Origin of the sequence: Klebsiella sp. KP20-425-1 (assembly GCF_025813515.1) — a bacterium.
Taxonomy (GTDB): domain Bacteria; phylum Pseudomonadota; class Gammaproteobacteria; order Enterobacterales; family Enterobacteriaceae; genus Klebsiella; species Klebsiella pneumoniae.
On the sequence record NZ_CP109614.1, the window covers coordinates 2,429,451 to 2,450,706 of the forward strand.

Here is a 21,256-nt window from a genome sequence, read left to right on the forward strand (position 1 = left end):
GCAGTAAGTTTAATATTTATTTTGCGAGACAGCTTCCAGAGGGAAGTAACAGCCTGAAATATTCATGGTTATAGTAATAAACCTGGCGCTGGCATTAACCAGCGCGACGGGAAATAATCAAAACTTCTCTGGAATGAAGCGGAAAGGAAAATTAGTCTGTTTCATTTTGCCAATTTTGCGCTTCGGCAGCGTCACAGGCTCCACCGGTAAAGCTTCATAGGGGATCTGCGACAGCAGATGGGTGATGATATTCAGACGCACGCGCTTTTTATCCTCCGAGCGGGCGACGAACCACGGCGCCCAGGCGGTATCGGTGGCGGCGAACATGGCGTCGCGGGCAGCGGTATATTCATCCCAGCGGTTGAAAGACTTAATGTCCATCGGCGAGAGCTTCCAGATTTTACGCCCGTCGTCGATGCGATCCCGCAGACGGCGCTCCTGCTCCTGCGGAGAGACCTCCAGCCAGTACTTGAGCAGAATAATGCCCGATTCGACCATGCCGCGCTCCACCATCGGCGCGCCGTCGAGGAACTTCTGCACCTCCTCCGGCGTACAAAAGCCCATCACCCGTTCGACGCCGGCGCGGTTATACCAGCTGCGATCGAAAATCACGATTTCGCCGGCCGCCGGGAGATGCTTGATATAGCGCTGAAAGTAGAGCTGGCTTTTTTCGCGCTCGGTGGGCGAGGGTAAGGCGACGACCCGAAAGATACGCGGGCTGACGCGCTCGGTGATGGCCTTAATGGTGCCGCCTTTCCCGGCGCCGTCCCGGCCTTCAAAGACAATGCACACTTTCAGTCCTTTGTGCACTACCCAGCGCTGCAGTTTCACCAGCTCAACGTGGAGTTTGCGCAGCGCTTTCTCGTACGCTTTGTTGTCGAGCGGCGCGATTTTTGCCGCCGTGTCGACCGGATTACCGCTTTTCTTGTTGCCCATCGCCATGCTCCGTGTTGCCGAGGTATCCCTTTGAAGTGTAATCCTCCCCCGGCGAGGCGGTGGAAAATTATTCGCCGGGTTTTCCCGCCAGGATGACTTCCAGTCCCACCCGCTGCCCCCACGACAGCTCCAGGGTGTTACCGTCCGGGTCGGCAAAGAAAGCGAAATAGCCCACCGGATCGCCCAGCTGCTCCGGCTCCCGGCGTAAAACACCTTCCCGCCGTGCGAGGGCCACTTTCTCATCGATCTCGGCCTGGGTGGCGCAGGCGACGCCGAGATGGCCGAACGGTCCCAGCGGCGTATCGGCCGGATCGTCACTTTGCACCAGCACCAGGGCGAAAGGCCGGGTGCGGTCGCTGAGCCATGCCACTTTCCGCGCCGAGGGGAGGTCGGGCTCGCGCTGGTGAATGACGGTCATCGCGGTATAGCGGGTATAAAAATCGATGCTGCTGGCCAGACAGCGGACGGTAAAGGCGACATGAGTAAAACCGACATCAACACTTTGCATGGATAATTCTCCCAAGGTGAACGATGTTTTGACTTTACAACCTCAAGTTAACTTGAGATCAATGAGGTGTTTATCTCTTTGAGCTCACTGATTTTGATAGGGGATTGTTTCTACGAAACCACGCCGCCGGTATGCCACGCGGCTGGGGAACATGAACGAATCAGGCTGTTGTATGGAGGAAACTGCCGTCGGGCGTTTTTAGCTGGTGTGTCGGGGCGGGATGGTAAATAATGCCGGCCGGCTCTCAATACCCCTATAAGATGTATGAAAAAAACGATTTTTTCACTGGCGCTGGGCACCTTTGGACTTGGCATGGCGGAGTTTGGCATTATGGGCGTGCTGCCGGATATGGCGCACGATGTCGGAATATCCATACCCGCCGCCGGCAATATGATTGCCTGGTATGCCTTCGGCGTGGTGATCGGCGCGCCGATCATGGCGCTGCTCTCCAGCCGATTTTCCCTGAAATCGGTGATGCTGTTCCTGGCTGGCCTGTGTATTCTCGGCAATACCCTGTTTACCTTCTCCAGTAGCTACGCCATGCTGGCGCTTGGCCGGCTGGTTTCCGGGTTTCCCCACGGGGCGTTCTTTGGCGTCGGCGCGATTATCCTGTCGAAAATCGCGCCGCCGGGGAAGGTGACCGCCGCGGTGGCGGGGATGATTGGCGGCATGACGATCGCTAACCTGGTTGGCGTCCCGGGTGGCACCTGGCTTGGGCATCACTTCAGCTGGCGCTATACCTTTGCGCTTATCGCGGTATTTAACGTGGCGGTATTTCTGGCGATCTTCTGCTGGGTGCCCACGCTTTATGACCGGGCCAGCACGCGGCTGCGCGAGCAGTTCCGTTTTCTGGCCTCCCCGGCGCCGTGGCTGATTTTCGCCGCCACCATGTTCGGTAACGCCGGCGTGTTTGCCTGGTTCAGCTATATCAAGCCCTTTATGCTCAACGTCTCCGGCTTTGCTGAAAGCAAGATGATGCTGATTATGATGCTGGCGGGGCTGGGAATGGTGGTCGGCAATCTGTTCAGCGGCAAAATTTCCGGGCGCTACAGCCCGCTGCGCATTGCGGCCATGACCGACGGGGTCATTGCCGTGACGCTGCTGCTGATCTTTGCCTTCGGTGAACACAAAGTCGCTTCGCTGGCGCTGGCGTTTATCTGCTGCGCGGGACTATTCGCCCTGTCAGCGCCGCTGCAGATCCTGCTGCTGCAGAACGCCAAAGGCGGCGAGATGCTGGGGGCGGCCGGGGGACAGATCGCCTTTAACCTCGGCAGCGCCATCGGCGCCTTCTGCGGCGGAATGATGATCGCCCAGGGCTTTGGCTGGAACAGCGTGGCGCTCCCCGCCGCCGCGCTGTCGTTTCTGGCGATGAGCGCCTTGCTCATCTATGGCTGTCATCAGCGGCGACAAGCTTACTAACGACGCCTACTCACGCCAGGGTTCGCCCAGGGTCAGCATCAGGCGGTTGGCCCAGGCGAAAAAGGCCGCGGACTGCAGCAGATCCAGCTGGGCCAGAGTATCTAAGCCCTGCTCATCAAGCGCCGCCAGATGATCGGCGTTTAACGCGGGTGGCGTCACCGATAGCGCGGCGGCGGCGTCGATTTCCGCCTGCCAGCGCGGCGATTGCCCGTCGCGTAGATCCTCTCCCGGCGTCACCGCCAGCAGCGTGTCGACGGCGGTCTCGTCCTTCGCCAGCTGCGCCGCTTTGCGGGCATGCACCGAGGCGCAGTAAATACAGCCGTTGATTTTACTGGCGACCGTGGCGGCCAGCTCGCGTTCGGCGCGCGGCAATCCTCCCGCGGTATAGAAAATGCCCTTATCGGTCAGGGTCCGCTGCTCCAGCACCGGCTGGTTGCGCGCCAGCAGGCGAAAGTAGGGGGAGTCGCTATGGCCATATTTGGCCAGAATCGCCTGTTCTTCAGCGTTGAATTCCGCCAGCGGTTTATCGGCCAGCCAGGGTTCCCAGTGCAACTCGTCGCGGGTGAAGCGAACCGGGGCCGCTTTGCCGCTCTGCGCGTACGGGGTGGTATGCCAGTATCCGGCGACCAGCGGCGTATCTGCGCTGACGATGGGCTTATGGTTGAGCGCCCGCAGGCCCAGCAGCAGTCGGCTCTGGAAGCTGACAAAGGCTACCAGCTGCGCCAGGGTGACGATGCCCCGCAGGCTCCAGCCCGCGCTGGTTAAGGTGTGCAGCGCGCCGGGAGTGGCTTCAACGGGGGTGAAGGTGAGCAGGCGGGCAAAGGCCAGCGCCGGGACCAGACGATCGGTGGTCGGATCGGCGAGGCCGAAACCGGCATAGTGCGCCGCCAGCGCGTCCGCCTGGTGCAGTTTCGCCACCTTTGCGGCCACCGCGAAGCGTTCATCAAGAGGAAAGTCAGCGTCCTGCTGGCGGAACAGCACTTCATAACTTCCCTGGGCGTGACGGGTGGCGGCATCGCGGACGGCGCGCGCCTGATCGAGCGGGGAACCGGGGGCGATCTCCGCCAGTTCGGCCAGAATATCCTGACTCAGCGTCATGGGGACTCCTTATCTGATGTGGGGGGCAATATGCTGAGCGATCAGCTCAATGGAACGCAGCGTATCCCGGTGCGAAGGCTCGACCGAGTGCACCTGAAACGAAATATCGGTGGCGCGGGCCAGCACGCTGTCCTGCGCCAGGGAGGCAATAACATGCTCAGGATCGCCAACGTGGGCATCCAGCTGTTGCAGATAGTCGGTGACACTGTCACCTTCTATCGTATGACCCGCCGCCCGGTGCTGAGTTGCCTGCTTGCGCAGACCGGGCTCGGCGACCTGCAGGGCGTGGGCGTGACTGTCGGCGACGAAGGCGGTGCGCGAGGCGAGGATCCGCGGCGCAACGCCGTCCGGCAGCGCCGCCAGGTAGGCGTCAATGATCGGGTTCTGAATGGCGTCCAGCGGCAGGCGTGGCTCGCCGGACGGCCGTGGCTGAGTGCGGGACAGCATCAGCCCGTGTCCCGCCTGACCGGCGCGGATGGCGCCCTCCGCCGAGAAGGTGGCGATCCAGATACGCTCCGCCAACTGCGGCGCCGGCGGATAGAGACGGTTGTCCGGGTGGCTCAGCGTGTCGCCGCGCCAGGCGCTATGGATCAGGTGCAGATGGTCGGCAAACGCCGCCCCGCGCTGCTCGCTGGTCAGGCCGAAGGGCAGAAATGACGTTGGCGTGCCGCCGGAGCCAAAACCCACCTCCAGACGTCCGTCGGTGAGTAAATCCAGTACCGCCGCGTCTTCGGCGACGCGCAGCGGATTTTCCATCGGCAGAGTGATAATCGCTGTGCCGAGACGGATCCGGTCGGTCTGTGCCGCGACGTGGGCGAGAAACACCAGCGGTGAAGGCAGGCCGCCTTCCTGTTCATGAAAATGGTGCTGGGCAATCCATGCGCTGTCGAAGCCCAAACGCTCCGCGTGGCGGATCTGTTCGGCCGCCAGCCGGTAGCGCGTTTGCGCGGAGCCCTGATCGAGCAGACGGGTAAAAAAACCGAGGCGTTTTGGCATTATGCGTTCTCCGTGTGGGCCTGTGCTAAGCGGGAGGAAACCTGGGGAATGGCGGCGATCAGTTCGCGGGTGTAGGCCTGCTGCGGGGCGGCGAACAGGCGGTTTACGTCGCCATGCTCCACCACCTGGCCGGCGCGCAGCACCGTGACGCTGTCGGCGATCCGCCTGACCGTCGCCAGATCGTGGGTAATGAACAGGTAGCTCAGACCCAGCTGCTGCTGTAGCTGCTGCAGCAGGGCGAGGATCTGCGCCTGAACGGTGACGTCGAGCGCCGAAGTCGCTTCGTCAAGGACCAGTATCGCCGGCTCGAGGATCAGCGCCCGGGCAATCGCCACCCGCTGGCGCTGGCCGCCGGAAAGCTCCCGCGGCGTACGCGACAGCAGCTCGGGGGCCAGGGCCACCCGGGCGGCAACGCTCTCCACACGCTGGCGACGCGTCGCCGCGCTGAGGCGCTCAAAGTTTTTTAACGGCTCTTCGATAATCGCAAACAGCGTCTGGCGCGGGTCGAGCGAAGCGAAGGGGTTCTGGTAGACAAACTGGATCTTGCGCCGCAACTGACGCTGTGCCTCGCGGCTGAGATGCCCGGCGTCGATACCGTCGATGATGACCTGTCCGGCGTCGGCGCGCTCAAAGCCCAGCAGGATCCGCGCCAGGGTGGTTTTCCCGGAGCCGGATTCGCCCACCAGCGCATGGGTGCTGCCGCGGCTGACCTCAAAGCTGACGCTGTCGAGCGCCTGCAGCGCCTGTTTGCCCAGCGAGAAGCGTTTGCTGATCCCCTCCACGCGAATGGCCGGCGTGGCCAGCGGCCGGTGACGAGCCGCCGCCAGCCCCAACGGCGCATCCAGCAGGTCGTGGAGCAGCTGGCGGGTGTAAGGATGCTGTGGACGCTGGACAATCGTCTCGGTGGCGCCTTGTTCCTGAATCTCTCCCTGGCGAAACACCATGATCCGGTCGGCGCGTTCGGCGGCCAGCGCCAGATCGTGGGTGACAAACAGCACGGCGGTACCCGACTCGCGACGCAGGATATCGAGCAGGTCGAGAATGCGCTTCTGCACCGTGACGTCGAGGGCGCTGGTGGGCTCGTCAGCAATAATCAGATCCGGCTGCAGGGCAATGGCGATGGCTATCAGCACCCGCTGTTTCATCCCGCCAGACAGCTGATGCGGATACTGGTCAAAACGCTGTTCCGGGTGGCTGAGACCGACTTTAGCGAGCAGGTTAAGAACCTGCTGTCGGCGCTCAGCGGCGGAGAGGGACTGATGCAGCCGCAGGATCTCTTCCACCTGCTGACCAATGGTTTTTACCGGGTTGAGCGAATTACCGGGATCCTGCGGGACCAGGCTGATGCTCACTCCGCGCAGGCGGTTCAGGCGTTTATCCGACCAGTCGCTAATCACTTCGCCATTGAGGACAATCCGCCCGGCATCCCGGCGGGCATTATCCGCCAGCAGGCCGATAATGGCCTGCGCGGTGGTGGTTTTCCCCGAGCCGGATTCTCCGACGAAGGCCAGCATTTCGCCGCGCTGGATGGAAAAGCTGATGTTGTGCACCACCTCGCGCCATTCGCCCCGCGAGCGGTAGCTGATGCGTAGATCTTCAACGGACAGAACGGTCATGGGCGTGCTCCACTCCACTGGCGGCTAAGACGATTGGCGGCAAGGACCACGGCGACCACGGCGAGGCCGGGGAAGGTGGTCAGCCACCAGGCGGTTGACAGGTAATTGCGACCTTCGGCGATCAGTAGTCCCCACTCCGGGACCGGCGGCGGAGTGCCGTAGCCGAGGAAGCTGAGGGTGGCCAGGGCCAACATCGCCTGACCGAACTGCAGCGTCGCGAAAGCAAGCACCGCAGTGAGCGAGTTGGGCAGAATATGGCGCCAGAAGACGGCGAAAAAAGTGCCGCCGCTGCCCCGGGCCGCCTCGACGTAATCGCTGTGGCGCACGCGCACCACTTCTGCTCGCGCCAGGCGCGCGAAGCTGGCGATAGCCGCGACGCCAACCGCCACCGCCGCATTTACCGTGCCGAAACCCAGCAGAATAATCACCGTGAGCTGCAGCAGCAGGGAGGGGATAGCCAGCAGGACATCGACCAGGCGCATGATGGTGGATTCCACGCGTCCGGCCAGCGCCCCGGCGAGGGTGCCAAGGGCGGTACCCACCACCAGGCCGATGGCGACGGCGATCAGCGCCGCCGACAGGGAATGCACCGCGCCGTAAACCACCCGCGTCCACAGGTCGCGCCCCAGCTGGTCGGTACCCAGCCAGTAGTGCGCCTGCGGCGCCAGGCGCTGAGCGCCGGGGATCCCCTCCAGCGGGTTAGAGGAGGAAAACCACTGTGGGGCAATGGCCATTAACAGGGCGGCGATCATCACCGCCCACGCCAGCCACAGGCCAGGCTGCAGGCGCACTCTACGCCACTCCGGGCGGCGGCGAACCGCGATGGTATAGTCGACCAGGCTCATTTCGCACCTCCGGTCTGTAAATGGAGTCGGGGGTCCAGTCGCGGCATGACCAGGTCGACCAGCAGGTTGATCAGGACGAAACCGAGGGCGGAGATCATCACCACCGCCTGTAGTACGGCGATATCCTGGTTATTGACCGCCTGCTGGGTCAGCTGGCCGAGGCCGCTGCGGCCGAAGACGGTCTCGGTGATCAGCGCCCCGGCAATCAGTTCGCCGAGCAGCAGCCCGGCAATATTCAGCGCCGGCAGCAGGGCATTCCCCATCACATGGCGCCAGAGGACGCCCGTTTCGCTCATGCCCTTGGCGCGGGCGACCGCGACGAAGGGCTGAACCGCCACCTGATCCATGCTGCGCATCAGGATCTGCGCCAGTGGGGCGGAAATGGGCAGTGCGACGGCGATAACCGGTAAAATCAGTCCTTCCAGTGGGCCGGGGTTGATCACCGGGATCCAGCGCAACTGAAACGAGAAGAGCTGGATCAGGGCGATACCCAACCAAAAGGTAGGTAGAGAGATAAACAGCACCGGTAGCGACTGCAGAAAATTGCTCAGCCAGCGCAGCCCCGGCAGCCGCGAGGCGAAAGTGAGGGCGAACGCCAGCGCCACCGCCAGCAGGAAGGCCGGCAGCGCGAGGCTTAAGGTATCCGGCAGGTTGCTGGCAATCAGACTGCTGACCGCCAGACCCGCCTGCAGGGAATAGCCGAAGTCGCCGTGCAGCATCGCCAGCAGCGTGTGCAGGTACTGGCGCCACAGCGTGCTATCGGCGCCGTAGGCCAGCCGCATCTCCGCAATTTGCGCCGGGCTCAGGCCAAGGTCCGGGTTCTGAAACTTGATCAGCACCGCATCCCCCGGCAGGACCTGCAGCAGGAAAAAGGTGAGGGTAAAGGCCGCCCACAGGACCAGCAGCCCCTGGCCGAATCGTCGCAGAAGATAAGCGCTCATAACCGGCCTCTTAGTGCTTGTCCAGCCACGCGCCGTAGAACGACGGACGACCGACGGCCTCGAAGCTGACGCCTTTGACCCACGGCGCGCCGGCGAACACCTGCGGCTCTTCGAAAATAGGGATCACATAGGCGTTATCGATCAGATAGCGCTGGGCGTCACCGGTTAACTGCAAGCGCTGCTGCGGCTCAACCGCCGCGGAGATGCCGGTCAGCAGGTCATTGAGCTTATCATCGCGGAAGCGCTGCACTTTATCGCTGGAGCCGCCTTTCTGCAGCAGCGCATCGCGGTTGTTGGGGAAGAACATACTTTTCACCACATCCGGGTCGGCGCGCCCCACTTCTGAGACGGTGAGCGGGGTTTTCTGCGGGTCGAGGTTATCCAGCGTACGGCTACCGGCATCCCCGGCTTTGACCGTCAACGCCACACCCACCTGGCGCCACTGCTGGGCGATCAGCTGCAGCACTTCCTTATTCTGCGGCTGCGGCAGCGACTCATAGACGGTCAGCGCCAGCCGCTGACCGTCTTTGCTGCGAATACCGTCGGCGGCGGGCTTCCAGCCGGCGTCATCCAACAACTGCCGGGCTTTGGCCTGGTCGAAGGTGAGTTTATCGCTGAGATTGACATAGCCGGCGGCAGAGCTGGCCAGCACGGAGGTGGCTTGCGGGTAGTTAGCGGAGAATAGCGTCTCCACCACCTGCCTGGCGTTGGTGGCATGGAGCAGGGCCTGACGCACCCGCAGGTCGGCGACCAGTGGGTTATCCGGGCGGAAGCTCAGACTGTCGTTGACCCCGCGGGTAGGGGCAGCGTAGATCTTAAATCCCTGATCGGTAGCCTGCTTTTCATCGTAGGCCTGCACCTGGCGAATAAAGCCCGCCTGACCTGCCAGCAGCGCGCCGATACGCACGCTGTCTTCCGGCGTCACAATATAGGTGATGCCGTCGAGGTTAGCGGGCCCCTGCTGGGCAATGTTTTTCGGCCCCCACTGGTAATCCTTGCGCGCCACCAGCGTCAGCTCGCGGCCTGGTTTTTCATCCTGCACGACGAAGGGGCCGGAGCCGATAATATGTCGGGCATCGCCCAGCTCTTCAAAATTACGCTGCAGGGTGCTGAGAGATACCAGACCGGAGCCGATGGTGGCGGTTCCCTGCAGGAAGCCCGGCGACGGCTTGTTGAAGTAGAATTTTACCGTCAGCGGGTCGATCACTTCGCTGCGCTGGTAGTTATTGATGACCTCCGAGACGGGCAGACGATGGGCTTTATCTCCCAGACCATAGGTATCGAAGTTTTTGGCGACGGCGGCGGCGTCCAGCGGTGTGCCATCTGAGAAAGTGACCCCTTTGCGCAGGTGGAAGGTGTACTCGGTTTTATCGGCATTGCTGGTCCAGCTCTCGGCGATCCACGGCTCAATCTCCAGCGTTTTCGGGTTCTGCCAGGTGAGCTTGTCGGTTATCTGATTGAGAATCCCGCCATTCGGGTAAAAGCCGCCGGCGGGCGGATAGAGATTGGTGTGCGGTTGCTGCTCCAGATAAATTAAGGTGCCGCCTTTAACCGGCGTGTCGGCGGCCCAGACGGAAAAGGCGCCGGTGAGAAACAGCGCGGCCAGCGCGGGCAGGCGAAAATGACGATGCATGGTGAATTCCTTTGTTATCTATTGTGTTGCCATCATCGGGCGCGGCTAAAAACAAAGGAACCAAGGAATTGCGCTAAGCATTTGCGGAAATTGCATTTACTTCCCGGGTTGGGAAGCGAGAGGACGTGCCAGGGGGATCGCCTCTCCCGGACGGGAGAGGCGCGGGTGATTAGCTACGCAGATCGATAACCATACGGCCGCGGATCTGACCTTGCTCCATCTCTTTGAAGATAGCGTTGATATCTTCCAGCGGACGCAGGGTGACTTTCGGCACCACTTTGCCTTCGGCGGCAAACTGGAAGGCTTCCACCAGATCCTGACGGGTGCCGACCAGCGAACCGACCACTTCGATGCCGTCCAGCACCAGACGCGGAATATCGAGGCTCATCGCCTCCGGCGGCAGGCCCACCGCGACCACGCGGCCACCGGCGCGAACGGCATCCACCGCCGAGTTAAAGGCCGCTTTAGCCACCGCGGTTACTACCGCAGCGTGGGCGCCGCCGGTTTTTTCCTGAATCACTTTCGCCGCATCTTCATTGCGGGAGTTGATGGTCAGGTCGGCACCCATCGAGGCCGCCAGCTCCAGCTGTCCGTCGTTGACGTCGATAGCGATCACTTTGGCGTTAAACACATTCTTCGCATACTGCAGCGCGAGGTTACCCAACCCGCCGAGGCCGTAGATGGCGATCCACTGGCCCGGTTTGATGTGGGAGACCTTGACCGCTTTGTAGGTGGTGACGCCCGCGCAGGTGATGCTGCTGGCGGCGGCGGAGTCGAGGCCGTCCGGAACTTTTACCGCGTAGTTGGCGGTGACGATGCACTCTTCCGCCATGCCGCCATCGACGGTATAGCCGGCGTTTTTCACCGAGCGGCAGAGCGTCTCGTTGCCGCTGTTACAGTAATCGCAGTGGCCGCAGCCTTCGAAGAACCACGCCACGCTGGCGCGGTCGCCCGGCTTCAGGGAGGTGACGCCCGGGCCGACTTTTTGTACCACCCCGATCCCTTCATGGCCGAGAATGACGCCGGTTTTATCGCCAAAATCGCCGTTTTTCACGTGCAGGTCAGTATGACACACGCCGCAGCATTCCATTTTCAACAGCGCTTCGCCGTATTCCAGCGGGCGCAGCGTTTTTTCCGTGACGTTAACCTGATGGTCGTGGGTAACAACAGCTGCCTTCATGCCTGTCTCCTTGTGGGGGAATTGATTAACTTAATTAATGCAATAGTACCCAATAAGGATTAGACGCTGAGCGGTAAAATACAAGGCGCTTAGTACAGAATGTGGCTTTTTGCTACAGGGATAGCACAAAATTCAGACAACATCGCTATATTTGGTAGGTAATAATATTGACGCTGAATGGTCATGTTTTTGTCATCACTCGAATCTATTGTTTTGCGCATCAATTTCTTATAACAACAGAGTGATACAACAATGCATCTGGTAAAAACCATCCTCACCGCCGGTCTGCTTTTGTCCGCCGCCGCCCAGGCCCACAATGTGCTGGAATTTCCCCAGCCGGAAAACAACCCGGAAGAATTTTACGCCGTCACTGAGATCCCGACGGGCGGGATCATTAAGTACGAAACCGATGCTAAAACGGGGTTTATCGTCGCCGACCGCTTTCAGTCGATGCCGGTGGCCTACCCGGCGAACTACGGCTCGCTGACCCAGTCGCTGGCCGGGGATGGCGACCCGCTGGACGTGGTGTTTTATACCCGCGCGCCGATGGCCCCGGGCACGCTGATTAAGCTGCGGGCAATTGGTGTGCTGAAGATGATAGACGGCGGTGAGAAAGACGACAAAATCATCGCCGTACCGGCCAGTAAAATTGACCCGACCTACGACGACATCAAGACCATCTCCGATCTGCCGAAAATAGAACAGCAGCGGCTGGAGGCCTTCTTCCGGGTCTATAAAGAACTGCCGGAGGGGCGTAAAAAGGTCGAGCTGGCCGGCTTTAATGACGCCGCGGTCGCGAAGCAGGAGATCAAATCGGCCTGGGAGGCCTGGAAGGCGAAGAACCCGCAATAATATTCATCGCGGGCGCTGTCCGGCGCCCGCGGCATTCGCTTTCACGATCCCTGTGGCGGCAAAATCACACGTCACACGTCACACGTCACACGTCACACGACAACGCTTATCCCACCATATTGCATCTTGACGCAGGATGAAGGTGATGGTTGTATTGTACAACCATTTCATTTTCTGGACCCGCCGCTATGCCTGATACCCCCTTAATCCAACAGATTCGTACCGCCTCGCGGTTAATGGTGCGCGAGCTGGGCTTTATGAGCACCACGCTGGCCGCCACCCATTATTCACCTTCGGCGGTGCACACCCTGCTTGAGGTATCGATGAGGGGGGAGATGACGGCCGCGCAGCTGGTCACGTTGCTGGGACTGGAAAAATCAAGCGTCAGCCGGATGGTCTCTCGTCTGCTGGCGGCTGGTGAGCTGGAGGAGCGTCCTTGCGCGGAGGATGCGCGCGCGAAATCACTCGCCCTGACGGCAAAGGGGCACGATACGGTGGCGAAAATTAACGCCTGGGGTACCCGTCAGGTGGTGGAGGCGTTAGACCATCTGGATGAGACGCAGCAGCAAACTGTCGCCACTGGACTGGCGGCCTATGCCCGGGCGCTGGCGCAGTGTCGGGATAGCGCGCTCGCGGATACGGCTCCGCAAATTTCGCTGATGACCGGCTACCAGCCGGGGATGATCGGCCGGATAGCCCAGATGCACGGGGAGTATTACGCCCGTCATCATGACTTTGGCGCTTTTTTTGAAGGCAAGGTCGCCAGCGGCGTAGCGGAATTTGCCACCCGGCTCTCCTCCCCGGCCAACCAGATCTGGCTGGCGATCCGCGAAGGGAAAATCGTCGGCTCGCTGGCTATCGATGGCGAGGACCTCGGCCAGCAGGAGGCGCATTTGCGCTGGTTCATTCTCGATGACAGCTGCCGGGGAAGCGGCATTGGCAGGCGGCTCCTCAGCGAGGCGATGGCTTTCTGCGATAGTCGCCAGTTTAGCGCGGTGCAGCTGTGGACCTTTAAAGGGCTGGACGCGGCCCGCAAACTGTATGAATCCTTTGGCTTCACGTTAATCCGAGAATGGCAGGGGGAGCAGTGGGGAAAGGTAATGACCGAGCAGCAATTTACCCGGTCCGGAAACACCGGCTAAGGGCGTGGCGCCTTAGCCGGTGGGGGGACATGGAGATTACGTCAGTTGGTTAAGCAGGCGGGCAATCTCCTCTTGCCACTGTGCCTGCAGTGACGGCTTTTGATGTTTTGGCTTGCGGGCCATGTCGTCAGCCAGCCACTGCTCCAGGTCAATCAGCCGCGCCAGCAGCGCCTCCTCATCATCGTCAGCCCCGGCGGGTGTACTCTGCAAAGCGAGCCGACTGTCCGGGGCGGGCGCCACGGCCTGCAGACGGGCATAGACCTCCTCCAGGCTGTGCCACTCCGTTAGCCCGGCGCTGTCAATCAGCCAGAAGCGGTTACAGCTTTCGCTAATCAGCTGGCGGTCATGACTGACCAGCAGCACGCCGCCGGGGTAATCGCGCAGCGTCTGCGCCAGCGCCGCTTTACCCTCCATATCAAGATGGTTGGTGGGTTCATCCAGCAGCAGCAGACTGTAGCGCGCCAGCGACAGGCCAACGAACAGCAGCCGCGATCGCTCGCCGCCGCTGAGGGTGCTGACCTTCTGGCTATGTCTCGCCCAGCCAAACCCGGCGGCGATCAGCGCCCGTTTACGGGTGTCCGCCGACGGGGCAAACGGCGTCAGGGCCTCGAGCAGGCTGGCCTCGTTCGGCAACTGCGCCAGCGTCTGGTCATAGTAGCCGGGGTGCAACCGGGGATGCAGGCGCAGCCCCGGGAGAGGCGATGCGTTGTTCATCTGCTGCCACAGCAGGCGCAGCAGGGACGATTTGCCGCCGCCATTACGTCCCATGATGGCCACGCGATCGCCGCTGCGCAGGCGCGCCACGCCGGTGGTGAAGAGGGATGGCTGACCCGGCGCGGGCGAGACGGGAAGGGTGTCCATCTCCAAAAGGCGGTCGGCCGGCAGGGCGTCCCCCTGTAACACCAGGCGCCACGGCGGGCCGACGCTGAGCTCGGTCTGCTCGTCTTTCAGGCGGGCGACCTGCTTCTCCATCTGTTTGGCTTTGCGGGCGAGATCTTCATTGTCATAGACCCGACCCCAGGTGGCCAGCCGCCGGGCGCTGGCGCTGACCCGGTCGATCTCTTTTTGCTCCGCCTTATGACGTAACGCGGCGCTTTCATCCTGCTCCTGCAGTGCCTGACGGGCAGCGCTGCAGGGCAAGGCGAAGCAATGTAGCGTCTGGTCACGGAGGATCCAACTCGCATTAGTTACAGCATCCAGTAAGGTGTTGTCGTGTGACACCAGTACGAAGCTCCCCTGCCAGGTTTGCAGGAAGCTTTCCAGCCACAGCAGGGTGGGCAGATCGAGATGGTTGCCTGGCTCATCCAACAAGAGCAGATCAGGCTGGCGGATCAGCGCCCGGGCCAGCAGCAGACGCGTGTGCTGGCCGCCGCTCAGGGTGGCGGTCTGCTGCTCCATCACCGCCGGGGTAAAGCCCATCTGCGCCAGCAGGCGTTCGGCCAGCCAGCGCTGCGCTTCCCGTACATCAGCGGGTAATGGGGCCAGCACCGCCTGCAGCAGCGACTGCGTATGCAGCGCCTCCGGCAGATGCTGTTCAACGCGGGCCATCAGACACTGACCGGCAAGCGAGACGCTGCCCGAGGTGGGCGCGAGGGTGCCGTCCAGCACCTGCAGCAGGGTGCTTTTGCCGCAACCGTTATGGCCGATGAGACCGATCCGGTCGCCTTTCTTCAGGGTGAAGGAGAGGGAGTTAAACAGCGGCCCAAAAGCCGTCTCCACGTGGAGCGCATGGGCAGTTAGTAATGTACTCATAGTCAACTTACTCAAGAGTTACAGGCATGCAAATGCCTCGTCAAAACTCGCTGACGATAACCCGGTAAGCCGGAGAGAAGGGATTGCGTGAAGGGTCTTCGCTCAAGCCATAGTTATCGCAGCACGATACCGATAACGCTTGAGCTGGCGCAATTGCCTAAGGCATGTGAAACAATAAACATTTCACAATACAGCATGGGGGGCCTCCTTTTTTATTCAGTAAGTGGATGGGTGATGGCAGTGTAGTGGGGAAAGGGAAAGCGCGCCAGTGACAAAACTGGCAGGGGCCGATACCCACCAGTTTTCGTGTTCAGTGCCATTACCGGCGAGATATTGTTGGCGCAAAAGGCTAGTGTGTTTGCTAAAACGTAATGGGAAACCAGCGGGCGTGGTCGCGGGTATATTCCGTCATCGCCTGGGGATCCTTTATCGCCTGGCAGGGAGCCTCGAGAATATTCGGATACGAATCCGGATACCAATCCTCTTCGGTCGTTAAGGTAAAAAAGCGAGACTCCCGGTGGGTTTCACAGGTATAGGCGTTTTTAATATTGTCGACTTTGCGATATCCCCTGGGATCACGATATTCGATATACACGTTGTACTCAGAGCGGGTACCCCGCCACGCGCCAGGCTCCGGTTTCTGCCAGCGTATCGTCTGGTAGTAGCGCTCCCGCTCGCCGTAGCGATAGACAGGGGTTTCCCCGCCGGGAATCACGTCGGGTCTCAGGAAGAAAAACAGCAAACCCGCCAGCAGGAGTAACACCGATGGGAGAGTGTGGGTCAGCAGCCGCGGCGCCCGACGGTTAACCAGCAGCAGCCACAGCAGCGGCGGGATCGTGCTGACGATAAAAGCAAAGAGGATTTTCGCCGGCGTATAGAGTTCATGCACAGAGACCTCGCCGGCTTTCGCCGCGTAAAACGCCTGCTTATCGCCGAAATACCAGTACTCACCGTGAAAGGCGCTGATGGCGCTCACCAGCAACAGTACGCTAAACAGCCCCAGCCAGAGGCGTAATATCGGCTGCAAAACCATTTTTTGCTGGCTCATTTACGGCTCCTGATGGTTTTAGTGACAAGCAGCTCGTCTTCAGAGACCGTATCCAGATCGGCAATCTGACTACACTGGTTGGCAAGGACCTGCGGATTGATGTTCGGAAACCAGCCTTCATTGAATGACAGGGTGTAAAACTGGCTATGCCGCTCCACTTCACAGCGCCAGGCTCGGCCAAGATTGTTTCTGTCGATAAGCCAGCGGGGATCTTTTGCTTCAACAAAGGTTTCATATTTTGATTGCTTAGCGGAATGACTACCTGACCGGGTTTTCATCCAGAATATGGACGCATAATAGGTATTGTGTTTACCGTACTGAATACTGGCATCCCGACCCGGGGTGACCTCCGGGTGGAGGAAAATAAATATCCCGGCGGCAATCAGTACCATCAGCGGTAATATAGGATGCTGTATCGGCCGCCAGGGGATTTTACGTACCGCCAACAGCCAGACCAGGGTAATAATAAACACGTAGAGCAGGGCGAAGAAAAATTTACTCGGTTCATAGATGACGACATCCACCAGATCGCCGGTGGCGGGCTGATACTGTTCCGCCCGCGGGGTGAGCATCCACATATCACCGCTGAAGAGGCACATTCCGGTGATGATGGCGATACCGCCGATAAGAAACAAGACAATACGGATCAGAATCGCATTCGCTTTATTCGCGCCAGGGGTTAATTTTAGCATTTCACATTCCGTTGTGAGGGGGTGAGAAACAACTATTTTGCACAGCGGAGGGCGCGCGGCAAATGCTATCCGTTTTATATTTTTACGATGAATGAATATGGGCGAAAAAAACGTTTCTGTGGCGGGAGATATTATTCTGACGTTATTAAAAACCGGGCCGATATGTCGACCCGGTGAGCGTGATTAAATCGAGGTGCGGCGATAATTGCGATATTCCGGCAGCCAGAAATTATCGCTAATGGCCTGCAGCAGCGCTTCAGCGGAGGTTTTCACCGCCACGCCTTGCTCCTGGGCCACCTTGCCGACCGCGAAGGCAATTGCCCGTGAGACGGTCTGGATATCCTTCAGCTCCGGCAGCACCGGACCTTCGCCGTTGTTGACCAGCGGCGAGTGCTGCGCCAGGGTTTCGCTGGCAGCCATCAGCATCTCGTCGGTGACCCGCGACGCGCCGGAGGCGATCACCCCCAGTCCAATACCCGGGAAGATATAGGAGTTATTGCACTGGGCGATGGGATACTGCTTGCCTTTCACGGTAACCGGGGAGAATGGACTGCCGGTGGCGACCAGCGCCTCGCCGTCGGTCCAGCTCAGGATATTCTGCGGCGTCGCTTCCACCCGTGAGGTTGGGTTGGAGAGCGGCATCACGATCGGCCGCGGGCAGTGCTTGTGCATCTCGCGGATAATCTCTTCCGTGAACAGTCCCGGCTGACCCGAGACGCCGATCAGGATGTTCGGCTTCACGTTGCGCACTACGTCCAGCAGGGACAGCGCCTCGCTGGTGGTATCCCAGCTCTGCAGCTGCTCACGCTTTTGCACCAGCTTGTTCTGGAACGGTAGCAGATTAGGCATGCCGTCGGTTAACAGGCCGAAGCGGTCAACCATAAACACGCGCTGGCGGGCCTCTTCTTCACTGAGTCCTTCGCGGACGATCTGGGCGATAATCTGTTCAGCGATACCGCAGCCGGCCGAACCCGCGCCGAGAAAGACGATTTTTTGCTCGCTCAGCTGGCTACCGGCGCCGCGGCTGGCGGCGATCAGCGTCCCGACGGTCACCGCCGCGGTGCCCTGAATATCGTCGTTAAACGAGCAGATTTCATTGCGGTAGCGGTTGAGCAGCGGCATGGCGTTCTTTTGCGCAAAATCTTCAAACTGCAGCAGCACGTCCGGCCAACGGGCCTTAATCGCCTGGATCACGTCGTCAACGAACTGATAGTACTCGTCGTCGGTAATGCGTGGATGGCGCCAGCCCATATACAGCGGATCGTCGAGCAGCTGCTGATTGTTTGTTCCGACGTCCAGCACGATAGGCAGGGTGTAAGCCGGGCTGATGCCGCCGCAGGTGGTATACAGCGACAGTTTACCGATCGGGATCCCCATTCCGCCGATTCCCTGGTCGCCGAGGCCGAGAATGCGCTCGCCATCGGTGACCACAATCACTTTCACGTTGTGGTTCGGGACGTTCTGCAGGATGTCGTCAAGGTTATGGCGATTCTGGTAGGAGATAAAGACGCCGCGGGCGCGACGATAGATCTCGGAGAACCGTTCGCAGGCCGCGCCTACCGTCGGGGTATAGATAACCGGCATCATCTCTTCAAGGTGGTTGCCGATCAGGCGATAAAACAGGGTTTCGTTGGTGTCCTGGATGTTACGCAGATAAATATGTTTGTCGATTTCAGTTTTGAATCCCTGATACTGGATCCAGGCGCGTTCCGCTTGCTCTTCGATAGTTTCAACCACTTCCGGCAGCAGGCCGAGCAGATTGAAATTGCTGCGCTCTTCCATACTGAAGGCGCTTCCCTTGTTGAGCAGGGGGAATTCAAGCAGAACGGGACCCGCGTAGGGGATGTACAGGGAACGGTTTTTCTTATGGGTAAATTGCATCGCACTAACTCCTTGATCATGACCACAGTCCCGGCGCGGCGATAAGCGAAGGGCGGGTGGAAAGCAGCGGGCAGAGTATAGAGCAGAAGGTCTTCAAGCGGGTAAACAAGCAGTCAATTGCCATAAAAAAACACCATCCTGGCAACAGGACGGTGTTGTTTATCATCACTCAGGCTGAAAATTAACCACCGCGGCGTTTGCGGCCGGTAGCATGGATGTGGTTGATGGTGGTTTCTTCATCGCCTTCCAGCACCACTTTTTTCTGCCGGGAAAGCTTATAGTTCAGACCGAGAAGATGACGTGCCTGATGGTTCGATTTCATTCTGACTCCTTTATCCTGTTCTGGTTTCAAGGGCAAACCCGGTAATGACCGGATGAAATGTAACCCAAAGTCGGCCGCGCGTTTTTTGTGCAGCCACAGGTAGGGTGGTCCATTTTCTCGGTAATAGCAACCCTGGGTAGCCAGATTAAGAACAGTCCTCCTTGCGCGCCGCAGGGGTCACCACTTCATCTCACCGGTATTAACTTTGGCGCTTAACTCCAGCGAGCTGGTCTCCGCCAGGCCCGGCCACTGTGCCTCCATCGCCTTGATCACCCCGGCCGAATCCGAATGCGTCTTCAGCGCCTGCTCGAACTGCTGGAGATAAGTTTTTGTAAAGCGCACCGCGCTGTCTCCCTCCGGCGGGGTGCCGAGATAATGGCCCGGGATCACCCGCTGCGGGTGCAGGGCGATCATCTGGTCCAGCGTATTACGCCATTGCTGACGACTGGCCGGCGTCTGGGTGTCGGCGGTCCAGAGATGCATACCCCACGCCACGCCGGTGCCGCCGAGGATCGTTTTGTTCGCCCGGATCCAGACGAACGCCGCGTAGTCATGCGGCTGCATGATGGTCACTTTCTCGCCATCGATGGTAAAGCTGTTGGCCTCCAGCGCCTGCGGGACATACACTTGCGTCGGCGCGCCGTCTTTCATTTGCGGGCCCCAGTACGCCAGTTTGGCCGCTTTGGTGGCTGCAATATGTTTGACGACCTCCGGCGTGGCGACCACCTCCGCCTGCGGGAAGGCTTTTACCAGCGGCTCAAGACCAAAATAGAAATCCGGATCGCCAGAGGTGATCACAATCCGCGATAGCGGTTTGCCGTTTTTCTTGATCATCTCCACCAGCTTTTCCCCATCTTTGACGCTGAACTGCGCGTCGAAAAGTACCGCTTCATGCGGACCGGAAACGAGGGTCGAGTTGACGGCAAAAAGTCCTTTTTCCTGTGGGTTGTAAGTTTGCAGCGTCAGAGGCGCCGCGAAGACCGCGCCGCTGAACAGGGCGGTAGCAACAGCAAGGGCAGATAATTTCATGATTTATTCTCAGTAACAGGTGAATGCGTTCCATTGTACGGATTTCGCTATTTGATAGAATTCCTGAAACAAGAGATGCTGAGTTTCATAAAACGTGCAGATCAGGGGGAGTGATGGACAGGGTGATTGCTGCGCAGGTGTATCTGCGCATCTGCGAGCTGGGAAGTCTTAGCGCCGCGGCGCGGGCGCTGGGGATGTCGCGCCCGATGGTGAGCCGCTATCTGGAACAAATGGAGAGCTGGGCCGGCGCCCGGCTGATCCATCGCTCAACCCGGCGGCTGACGCTGACCCCGGCCGGGGAGAAGGTATTGCTCAAGACCCGCGGTTTGACGCGGATCGCCGATGAAATCGCCGGCGAGCGTCAGCGGGCCGATCCCAGCGGCACACTGCGCGTCGCCTGCGCGCACTTTACCGCCATGCAGCTGATCTCTCCGCTGCTGCCGGACTTTCTCGCCCGCTATCCACTGCTGCGCCTGGAGCTGGATATCAATAACCATCCGGTCAGCCTGATCGGCGAGCGTATCGACGTGGCCATTCGCATTACCGACAACCCGGAGGCGGGGGCCATCGCTCGTCGCCTCGGAGTGTGCCGTTCGCTGCTCTGCGCCGCGCCGGGCTGGATGCGCCAGCATGGCCCATTGACGACGCCCGACGATCTGCAACGACATAACTGCCTGCTATACAGCCATTTCGCCAGCCAGCACTGGCAGTTCAGCGATGCGCAGGGGCGGGAAGCGTCGGTGGCGGTGAACGGTAATCTGAGCGCAGGGATATCTTCATTGCTGCTGGAGGCGGCGGTTGCCGGGTGCGGCATTGCGATGCTTCCCGAACTGGAGGCCCGGGGCGCGATTGCCAGCGGCACGCTGGAGGTGGTGCTTCCGGAGTGGACGCCGAAGGCGTTGAGCGTTTACGGCATCTATCTTTCCCGCGACTACCAACCTGACGGATTACCGCTATTTCTTGATGCGCTGCAGAGGCGTCTGGGAGAGGAGACTGGCCACGGCTGAGTCTTGGCGCTTCGCGCCCCGACAGCACCGGCGGAAGGCAATTCCGCCGGTAGGCTGACGTTGAGCTTTATTCGTTGCCCCACTGATTAAGGAAATTAGCGATATCGTCAATGCGGTCTTCGTTAATGGCCGCCTCGCGGGCCATTTCTCGCTGCGCCTCTTCGTCAATCTCTTCGTTATTAGTTAACCGCGCAATCAGCAGTTGGAAATAGCGCGCCAGCGCATCGCGTTCTTCATCCTTTACCGGCGCAGCCGCTTCGGTCTCGTATTCGTCCACGATGTCATAAAATTTCAGGGGGATGTCATTACTCATCTGTCGTCCTCAGGGGTGGCGTCGGGGCCAGGGTTAGCGCACAGCG

The 21,256-nt window shown here is 60.1% G+C and carries 21 protein-coding genes; 5 read left to right on the plus strand and 16 right to left on the minus strand.

Annotated features, from left to right (window positions below; translation table 11 throughout):
* Positions 1 to 117 precede the first annotated feature (117 nt).
* Positions 118 to 936: a polyphosphate kinase 2 gene (gene ppk2, locus OHJ17_RS11915; RefSeq protein WP_004180084.1), complete on the minus strand. Its 819-nt coding sequence runs from the start codon at positions 934 to 936 to the stop codon at positions 118 to 120.
* Between the two features lie 67 nt (positions 937 to 1,003).
* Positions 1,004 to 1,444 (minus strand): VOC family protein, encoded by a 441-nt coding sequence (locus tag OHJ17_RS11920; protein ID WP_002906451.1) that lies wholly within the window; start codon positions 1,442 to 1,444, stop codon positions 1,004 to 1,006.
* Positions 1,445 to 1,708: 264 nt separating this feature from the next.
* On the opposite strand from OHJ17_RS11920, the gene araJ reads away from it, so the two are divergent.
* On the plus strand, positions 1,709 to 2,863 hold the full coding sequence (gene araJ, locus OHJ17_RS11925) for an MFS transporter AraJ (protein WP_017880161.1): 1,155 nt from the start codon (positions 1,709 to 1,711) through the stop codon (positions 2,861 to 2,863).
* A 6-nt stretch (positions 2,864 to 2,869) separates the two neighbouring features.
* On the opposite strand, the gene OHJ17_RS11930 is transcribed toward araJ, so the two are convergent.
* The 7 genes from OHJ17_RS11930 to adhP form a co-directional block, all read right to left on the minus strand.
* Positions 2,870 to 3,961, minus strand: a complete 1,092-nt coding sequence (locus tag OHJ17_RS11930) for an alkylhydroperoxidase domain protein (protein ID WP_004151235.1) — start codon at positions 3,959 to 3,961, stop codon at positions 2,870 to 2,872.
* Positions 3,962 to 3,970: 9 nt separating this feature from the next.
* Positions 3,971 to 4,957, minus strand: coding sequence for a putative FMN-dependent luciferase-like monooxygenase (locus OHJ17_RS11935; RefSeq protein ID WP_004184178.1), 987 nt, complete (start codon positions 4,955 to 4,957; stop codon positions 3,971 to 3,973).
* Positions 4,957 to 6,573 carry a dipeptide ABC transporter ATP-binding protein gene (locus tag OHJ17_RS11940; protein ID WP_023286493.1) on the minus strand — a complete coding sequence of 539 codons (1,617 nt, stop codon included), beginning with the start codon at positions 6,571 to 6,573 and terminating at the stop codon, positions 4,957 to 4,959. Before OHJ17_RS11940 ends, OHJ17_RS11935 begins: the two co-directional genes overlap by 1 nt.
* On the minus strand, positions 6,570 to 7,418 hold the full coding sequence (locus OHJ17_RS11945) for an ABC transporter permease (RefSeq protein ID WP_023286492.1): 849 nt from the start codon (positions 7,416 to 7,418) through the stop codon (positions 6,570 to 6,572). Before OHJ17_RS11945 ends, OHJ17_RS11940 begins: the two co-directional genes overlap by 4 nt.
* The gene (locus tag OHJ17_RS11950; protein ID WP_032433127.1) at positions 7,415 to 8,359 is read right to left on the minus strand and encodes an ABC transporter permease; all 945 of its coding nucleotides are present in this window, start codon (positions 8,357 to 8,359) and stop codon (positions 7,415 to 7,417) included. Before OHJ17_RS11950 ends, OHJ17_RS11945 begins: the two co-directional genes overlap by 4 nt.
* 10 nt (positions 8,360 to 8,369) lie before the next feature.
* Positions 8,370 to 9,992, minus strand: coding sequence for a TIGR04028 family ABC transporter substrate-binding protein (locus OHJ17_RS11955; RefSeq protein WP_002906226.1), 1,623 nt, complete (start codon positions 9,990 to 9,992; stop codon positions 8,370 to 8,372).
* A gap of 169 nt (positions 9,993 to 10,161) precedes the next feature.
* The gene (gene adhP, locus OHJ17_RS11960; protein ID WP_002906221.1) at positions 10,162 to 11,172 is read right to left on the minus strand and encodes an alcohol dehydrogenase AdhP; all 1,011 of its coding nucleotides are present in this window, start codon (positions 11,170 to 11,172) and stop codon (positions 10,162 to 10,164) included.
* 252 nt (positions 11,173 to 11,424) lie between these two features.
* Between adhP and OHJ17_RS11965 the strand changes: the two genes are divergently transcribed.
* Complete coding sequence (locus tag OHJ17_RS11965) at positions 11,425 to 12,024, plus strand: inorganic diphosphatase (protein WP_032433126.1); 600 nt, start codon at positions 11,425 to 11,427, stop codon at positions 12,022 to 12,024.
* A gap of 188 nt (positions 12,025 to 12,212) precedes the next feature.
* On the plus strand, positions 12,213 to 13,166 hold the full coding sequence (locus tag OHJ17_RS26450; RefSeq protein ID WP_004176019.1) for a bifunctional helix-turn-helix transcriptional regulator/GNAT family N-acetyltransferase: 954 nt from the start codon (positions 12,213 to 12,215) through the stop codon (positions 13,164 to 13,166).
* A gap of 36 nt (positions 13,167 to 13,202) precedes the next feature.
* On the opposite strand, the gene OHJ17_RS11985 is transcribed toward OHJ17_RS26450, so the two are convergent.
* The 4 genes from OHJ17_RS11985 to OHJ17_RS12000 all read right to left on the minus strand — a co-directional run bounded on the left by OHJ17_RS11985 (position 13,203) and on the right by OHJ17_RS12000 (position 18,539).
* On the minus strand, positions 13,203 to 14,918 hold the full coding sequence (locus tag OHJ17_RS11985) for an ABC-F family ATP-binding cassette domain-containing protein (protein WP_004176020.1): 1,716 nt from the start codon (positions 14,916 to 14,918) through the stop codon (positions 13,203 to 13,205).
* Positions 14,919 to 15,279: 361 nt separating this feature from the next.
* Positions 15,280 to 15,966, minus strand: coding sequence for a hypothetical protein (locus OHJ17_RS11990; protein WP_032433125.1), 687 nt, complete (start codon positions 15,964 to 15,966; stop codon positions 15,280 to 15,282).
* Entirely contained in the window at positions 15,963 to 16,658 is a 696-nt protein-coding gene (locus tag OHJ17_RS11995) for a hypothetical protein (protein ID WP_008804751.1), read from the minus strand. The genes OHJ17_RS11990 and OHJ17_RS11995 overlap by 4 nt, the downstream gene beginning before the upstream one ends.
* 183 nt (positions 16,659 to 16,841) lie before the next feature.
* Positions 16,842 to 18,539, minus strand: coding sequence for an NAD-dependent malic enzyme (locus OHJ17_RS12000; RefSeq protein WP_002906125.1), 1,698 nt, complete (start codon positions 18,537 to 18,539; stop codon positions 16,842 to 16,844).
* A 56-nt stretch (positions 18,540 to 18,595) separates the two neighbouring features.
* Here OHJ17_RS12000 and OHJ17_RS12005 point away from each other — a divergent pair, with 56 nt between their 5' ends.
* Positions 18,596 to 18,724: a hypothetical protein gene (locus OHJ17_RS12005; RefSeq protein ID WP_002906122.1), complete on the plus strand. Its 129-nt coding sequence runs from the start codon at positions 18,596 to 18,598 to the stop codon at positions 18,722 to 18,724.
* Here OHJ17_RS12005 and sra read toward each other — a convergent pair.
* Together sra and OHJ17_RS12015 are read right to left on the minus strand one after the other, a co-directional pair.
* Positions 18,721 to 18,861 (minus strand): stationary-phase-induced ribosome-associated protein, encoded by a 141-nt coding sequence (gene sra, locus OHJ17_RS12010; protein ID WP_004143727.1) that lies wholly within the window; start codon positions 18,859 to 18,861, stop codon positions 18,721 to 18,723. The two genes, OHJ17_RS12005 and sra, sit on opposite strands and share 4 nt — an antisense overlap.
* Positions 18,862 to 19,038: 177 nt before the next feature.
* On the minus strand, positions 19,039 to 19,890 hold the full coding sequence (locus OHJ17_RS12015; RefSeq protein WP_004189881.1) for a Vmh family MBL fold metallo-hydrolase: 852 nt from the start codon (positions 19,888 to 19,890) through the stop codon (positions 19,039 to 19,041).
* Between the two features lie 113 nt (positions 19,891 to 20,003).
* Between OHJ17_RS12015 and OHJ17_RS12020 the strand changes: the two genes are divergently transcribed.
* A complete protein-coding gene (locus OHJ17_RS12020) occupies positions 20,004 to 20,897 on the plus strand; it encodes a LysR family transcriptional regulator (protein WP_004184171.1) in 894 nt (297 codons plus the stop codon).
* A gap of 67 nt (positions 20,898 to 20,964) precedes the next feature.
* Here OHJ17_RS12020 and OHJ17_RS12025 read toward each other — a convergent pair whose 3' ends face one another.
* Positions 20,965 to 21,210 carry a YmjA family protein gene (locus OHJ17_RS12025; protein ID WP_002906114.1) on the minus strand — a complete coding sequence of 82 codons (246 nt, stop codon included), beginning with the start codon at positions 21,208 to 21,210 and terminating at the stop codon, positions 20,965 to 20,967.
* Positions 21,211 to 21,256: the final 46 nt, after the last annotated feature.

Bases quoted from the DNA above. Each gene is read 5' to 3' on its own strand.
- ppk2 (WP_004180084.1), bottom strand. From the start codon at position 936: ATGGGCAACAAGAAAAGCGGTAATCCGGTCGACACGGCGGCAAAAATC.
- OHJ17_RS11920 (WP_002906451.1), bottom strand. From the start codon at position 1,444: ATGCAAAGTGTTGATGTCGGTTTTACTCATGTCGCCTTTACCGTCCGC.
- araJ (WP_017880161.1), top strand. From the start codon at position 1,709: ATGAAAAAAACGATTTTTTCACTGGCGCTGGGCACCTTTGGACTTGGC.
- OHJ17_RS11930 (WP_004151235.1), bottom strand. From the start codon at position 3,961: ATGACGCTGAGTCAGGATATTCTGGCCGAACTGGCGGAGATCGCCCCC.
- OHJ17_RS11935 (WP_004184178.1), bottom strand. From the start codon at position 4,957: ATGCCAAAACGCCTCGGTTTTTTTACCCGTCTGCTCGATCAGGGCTCC.
- OHJ17_RS11940 (WP_023286493.1), bottom strand. From the start codon at position 6,573: ATGACCGTTCTGTCCGTTGAAGATCTACGCATCAGCTACCGCTCGCGG.
- OHJ17_RS11945 (WP_023286492.1), bottom strand. From the start codon at position 7,418: ATGAGCCTGGTCGACTATACCATCGCGGTTCGCCGCCGCCCGGAGTGG.
- OHJ17_RS11950 (WP_032433127.1), bottom strand. From the start codon at position 8,359: ATGAGCGCTTATCTTCTGCGACGATTCGGCCAGGGGCTGCTGGTCCTG.
- OHJ17_RS11955 (WP_002906226.1), bottom strand. From the start codon at position 9,992: ATGCATCGTCATTTTCGCCTGCCCGCGCTGGCCGCGCTGTTTCTCACC.
- adhP (WP_002906221.1), bottom strand. From the start codon at position 11,172: ATGAAGGCAGCTGTTGTTACCCACGACCATCAGGTTAACGTCACGGAA.
- OHJ17_RS11965 (WP_032433126.1), top strand. From the start codon at position 11,425: ATGCATCTGGTAAAAACCATCCTCACCGCCGGTCTGCTTTTGTCCGCC.
- OHJ17_RS26450 (WP_004176019.1), top strand. From the start codon at position 12,213: ATGCCTGATACCCCCTTAATCCAACAGATTCGTACCGCCTCGCGGTTA.
- OHJ17_RS11985 (WP_004176020.1), bottom strand. From the start codon at position 14,918: ATGAGTACATTACTAACTGCCCATGCGCTCCACGTGGAGACGGCTTTT.
- OHJ17_RS11990 (WP_032433125.1), bottom strand. From the start codon at position 15,966: ATGAGCCAGCAAAAAATGGTTTTGCAGCCGATATTACGCCTCTGGCTG.
- OHJ17_RS11995 (WP_008804751.1), bottom strand. From the start codon at position 16,658: ATGCTAAAATTAACCCCTGGCGCGAATAAAGCGAATGCGATTCTGATC.
- OHJ17_RS12000 (WP_002906125.1), bottom strand. From the start codon at position 18,539: ATGCAATTTACCCATAAGAAAAACCGTTCCCTGTACATCCCCTACGCG.
- sra (WP_004143727.1), bottom strand. From the start codon at position 18,861: ATGAAATCGAACCATCAGGCACGTCATCTTCTCGGTCTGAACTATAAG.
- OHJ17_RS12015 (WP_004189881.1), bottom strand. From the start codon at position 19,890: ATGAAATTATCTGCCCTTGCTGTTGCTACCGCCCTGTTCAGCGGCGCG.
- OHJ17_RS12020 (WP_004184171.1), top strand. From the start codon at position 20,004: ATGGACAGGGTGATTGCTGCGCAGGTGTATCTGCGCATCTGCGAGCTG.
- OHJ17_RS12025 (WP_002906114.1), bottom strand. From the start codon at position 21,210: ATGAGTAATGACATCCCCCTGAAATTTTATGACATCGTGGACGAATAC.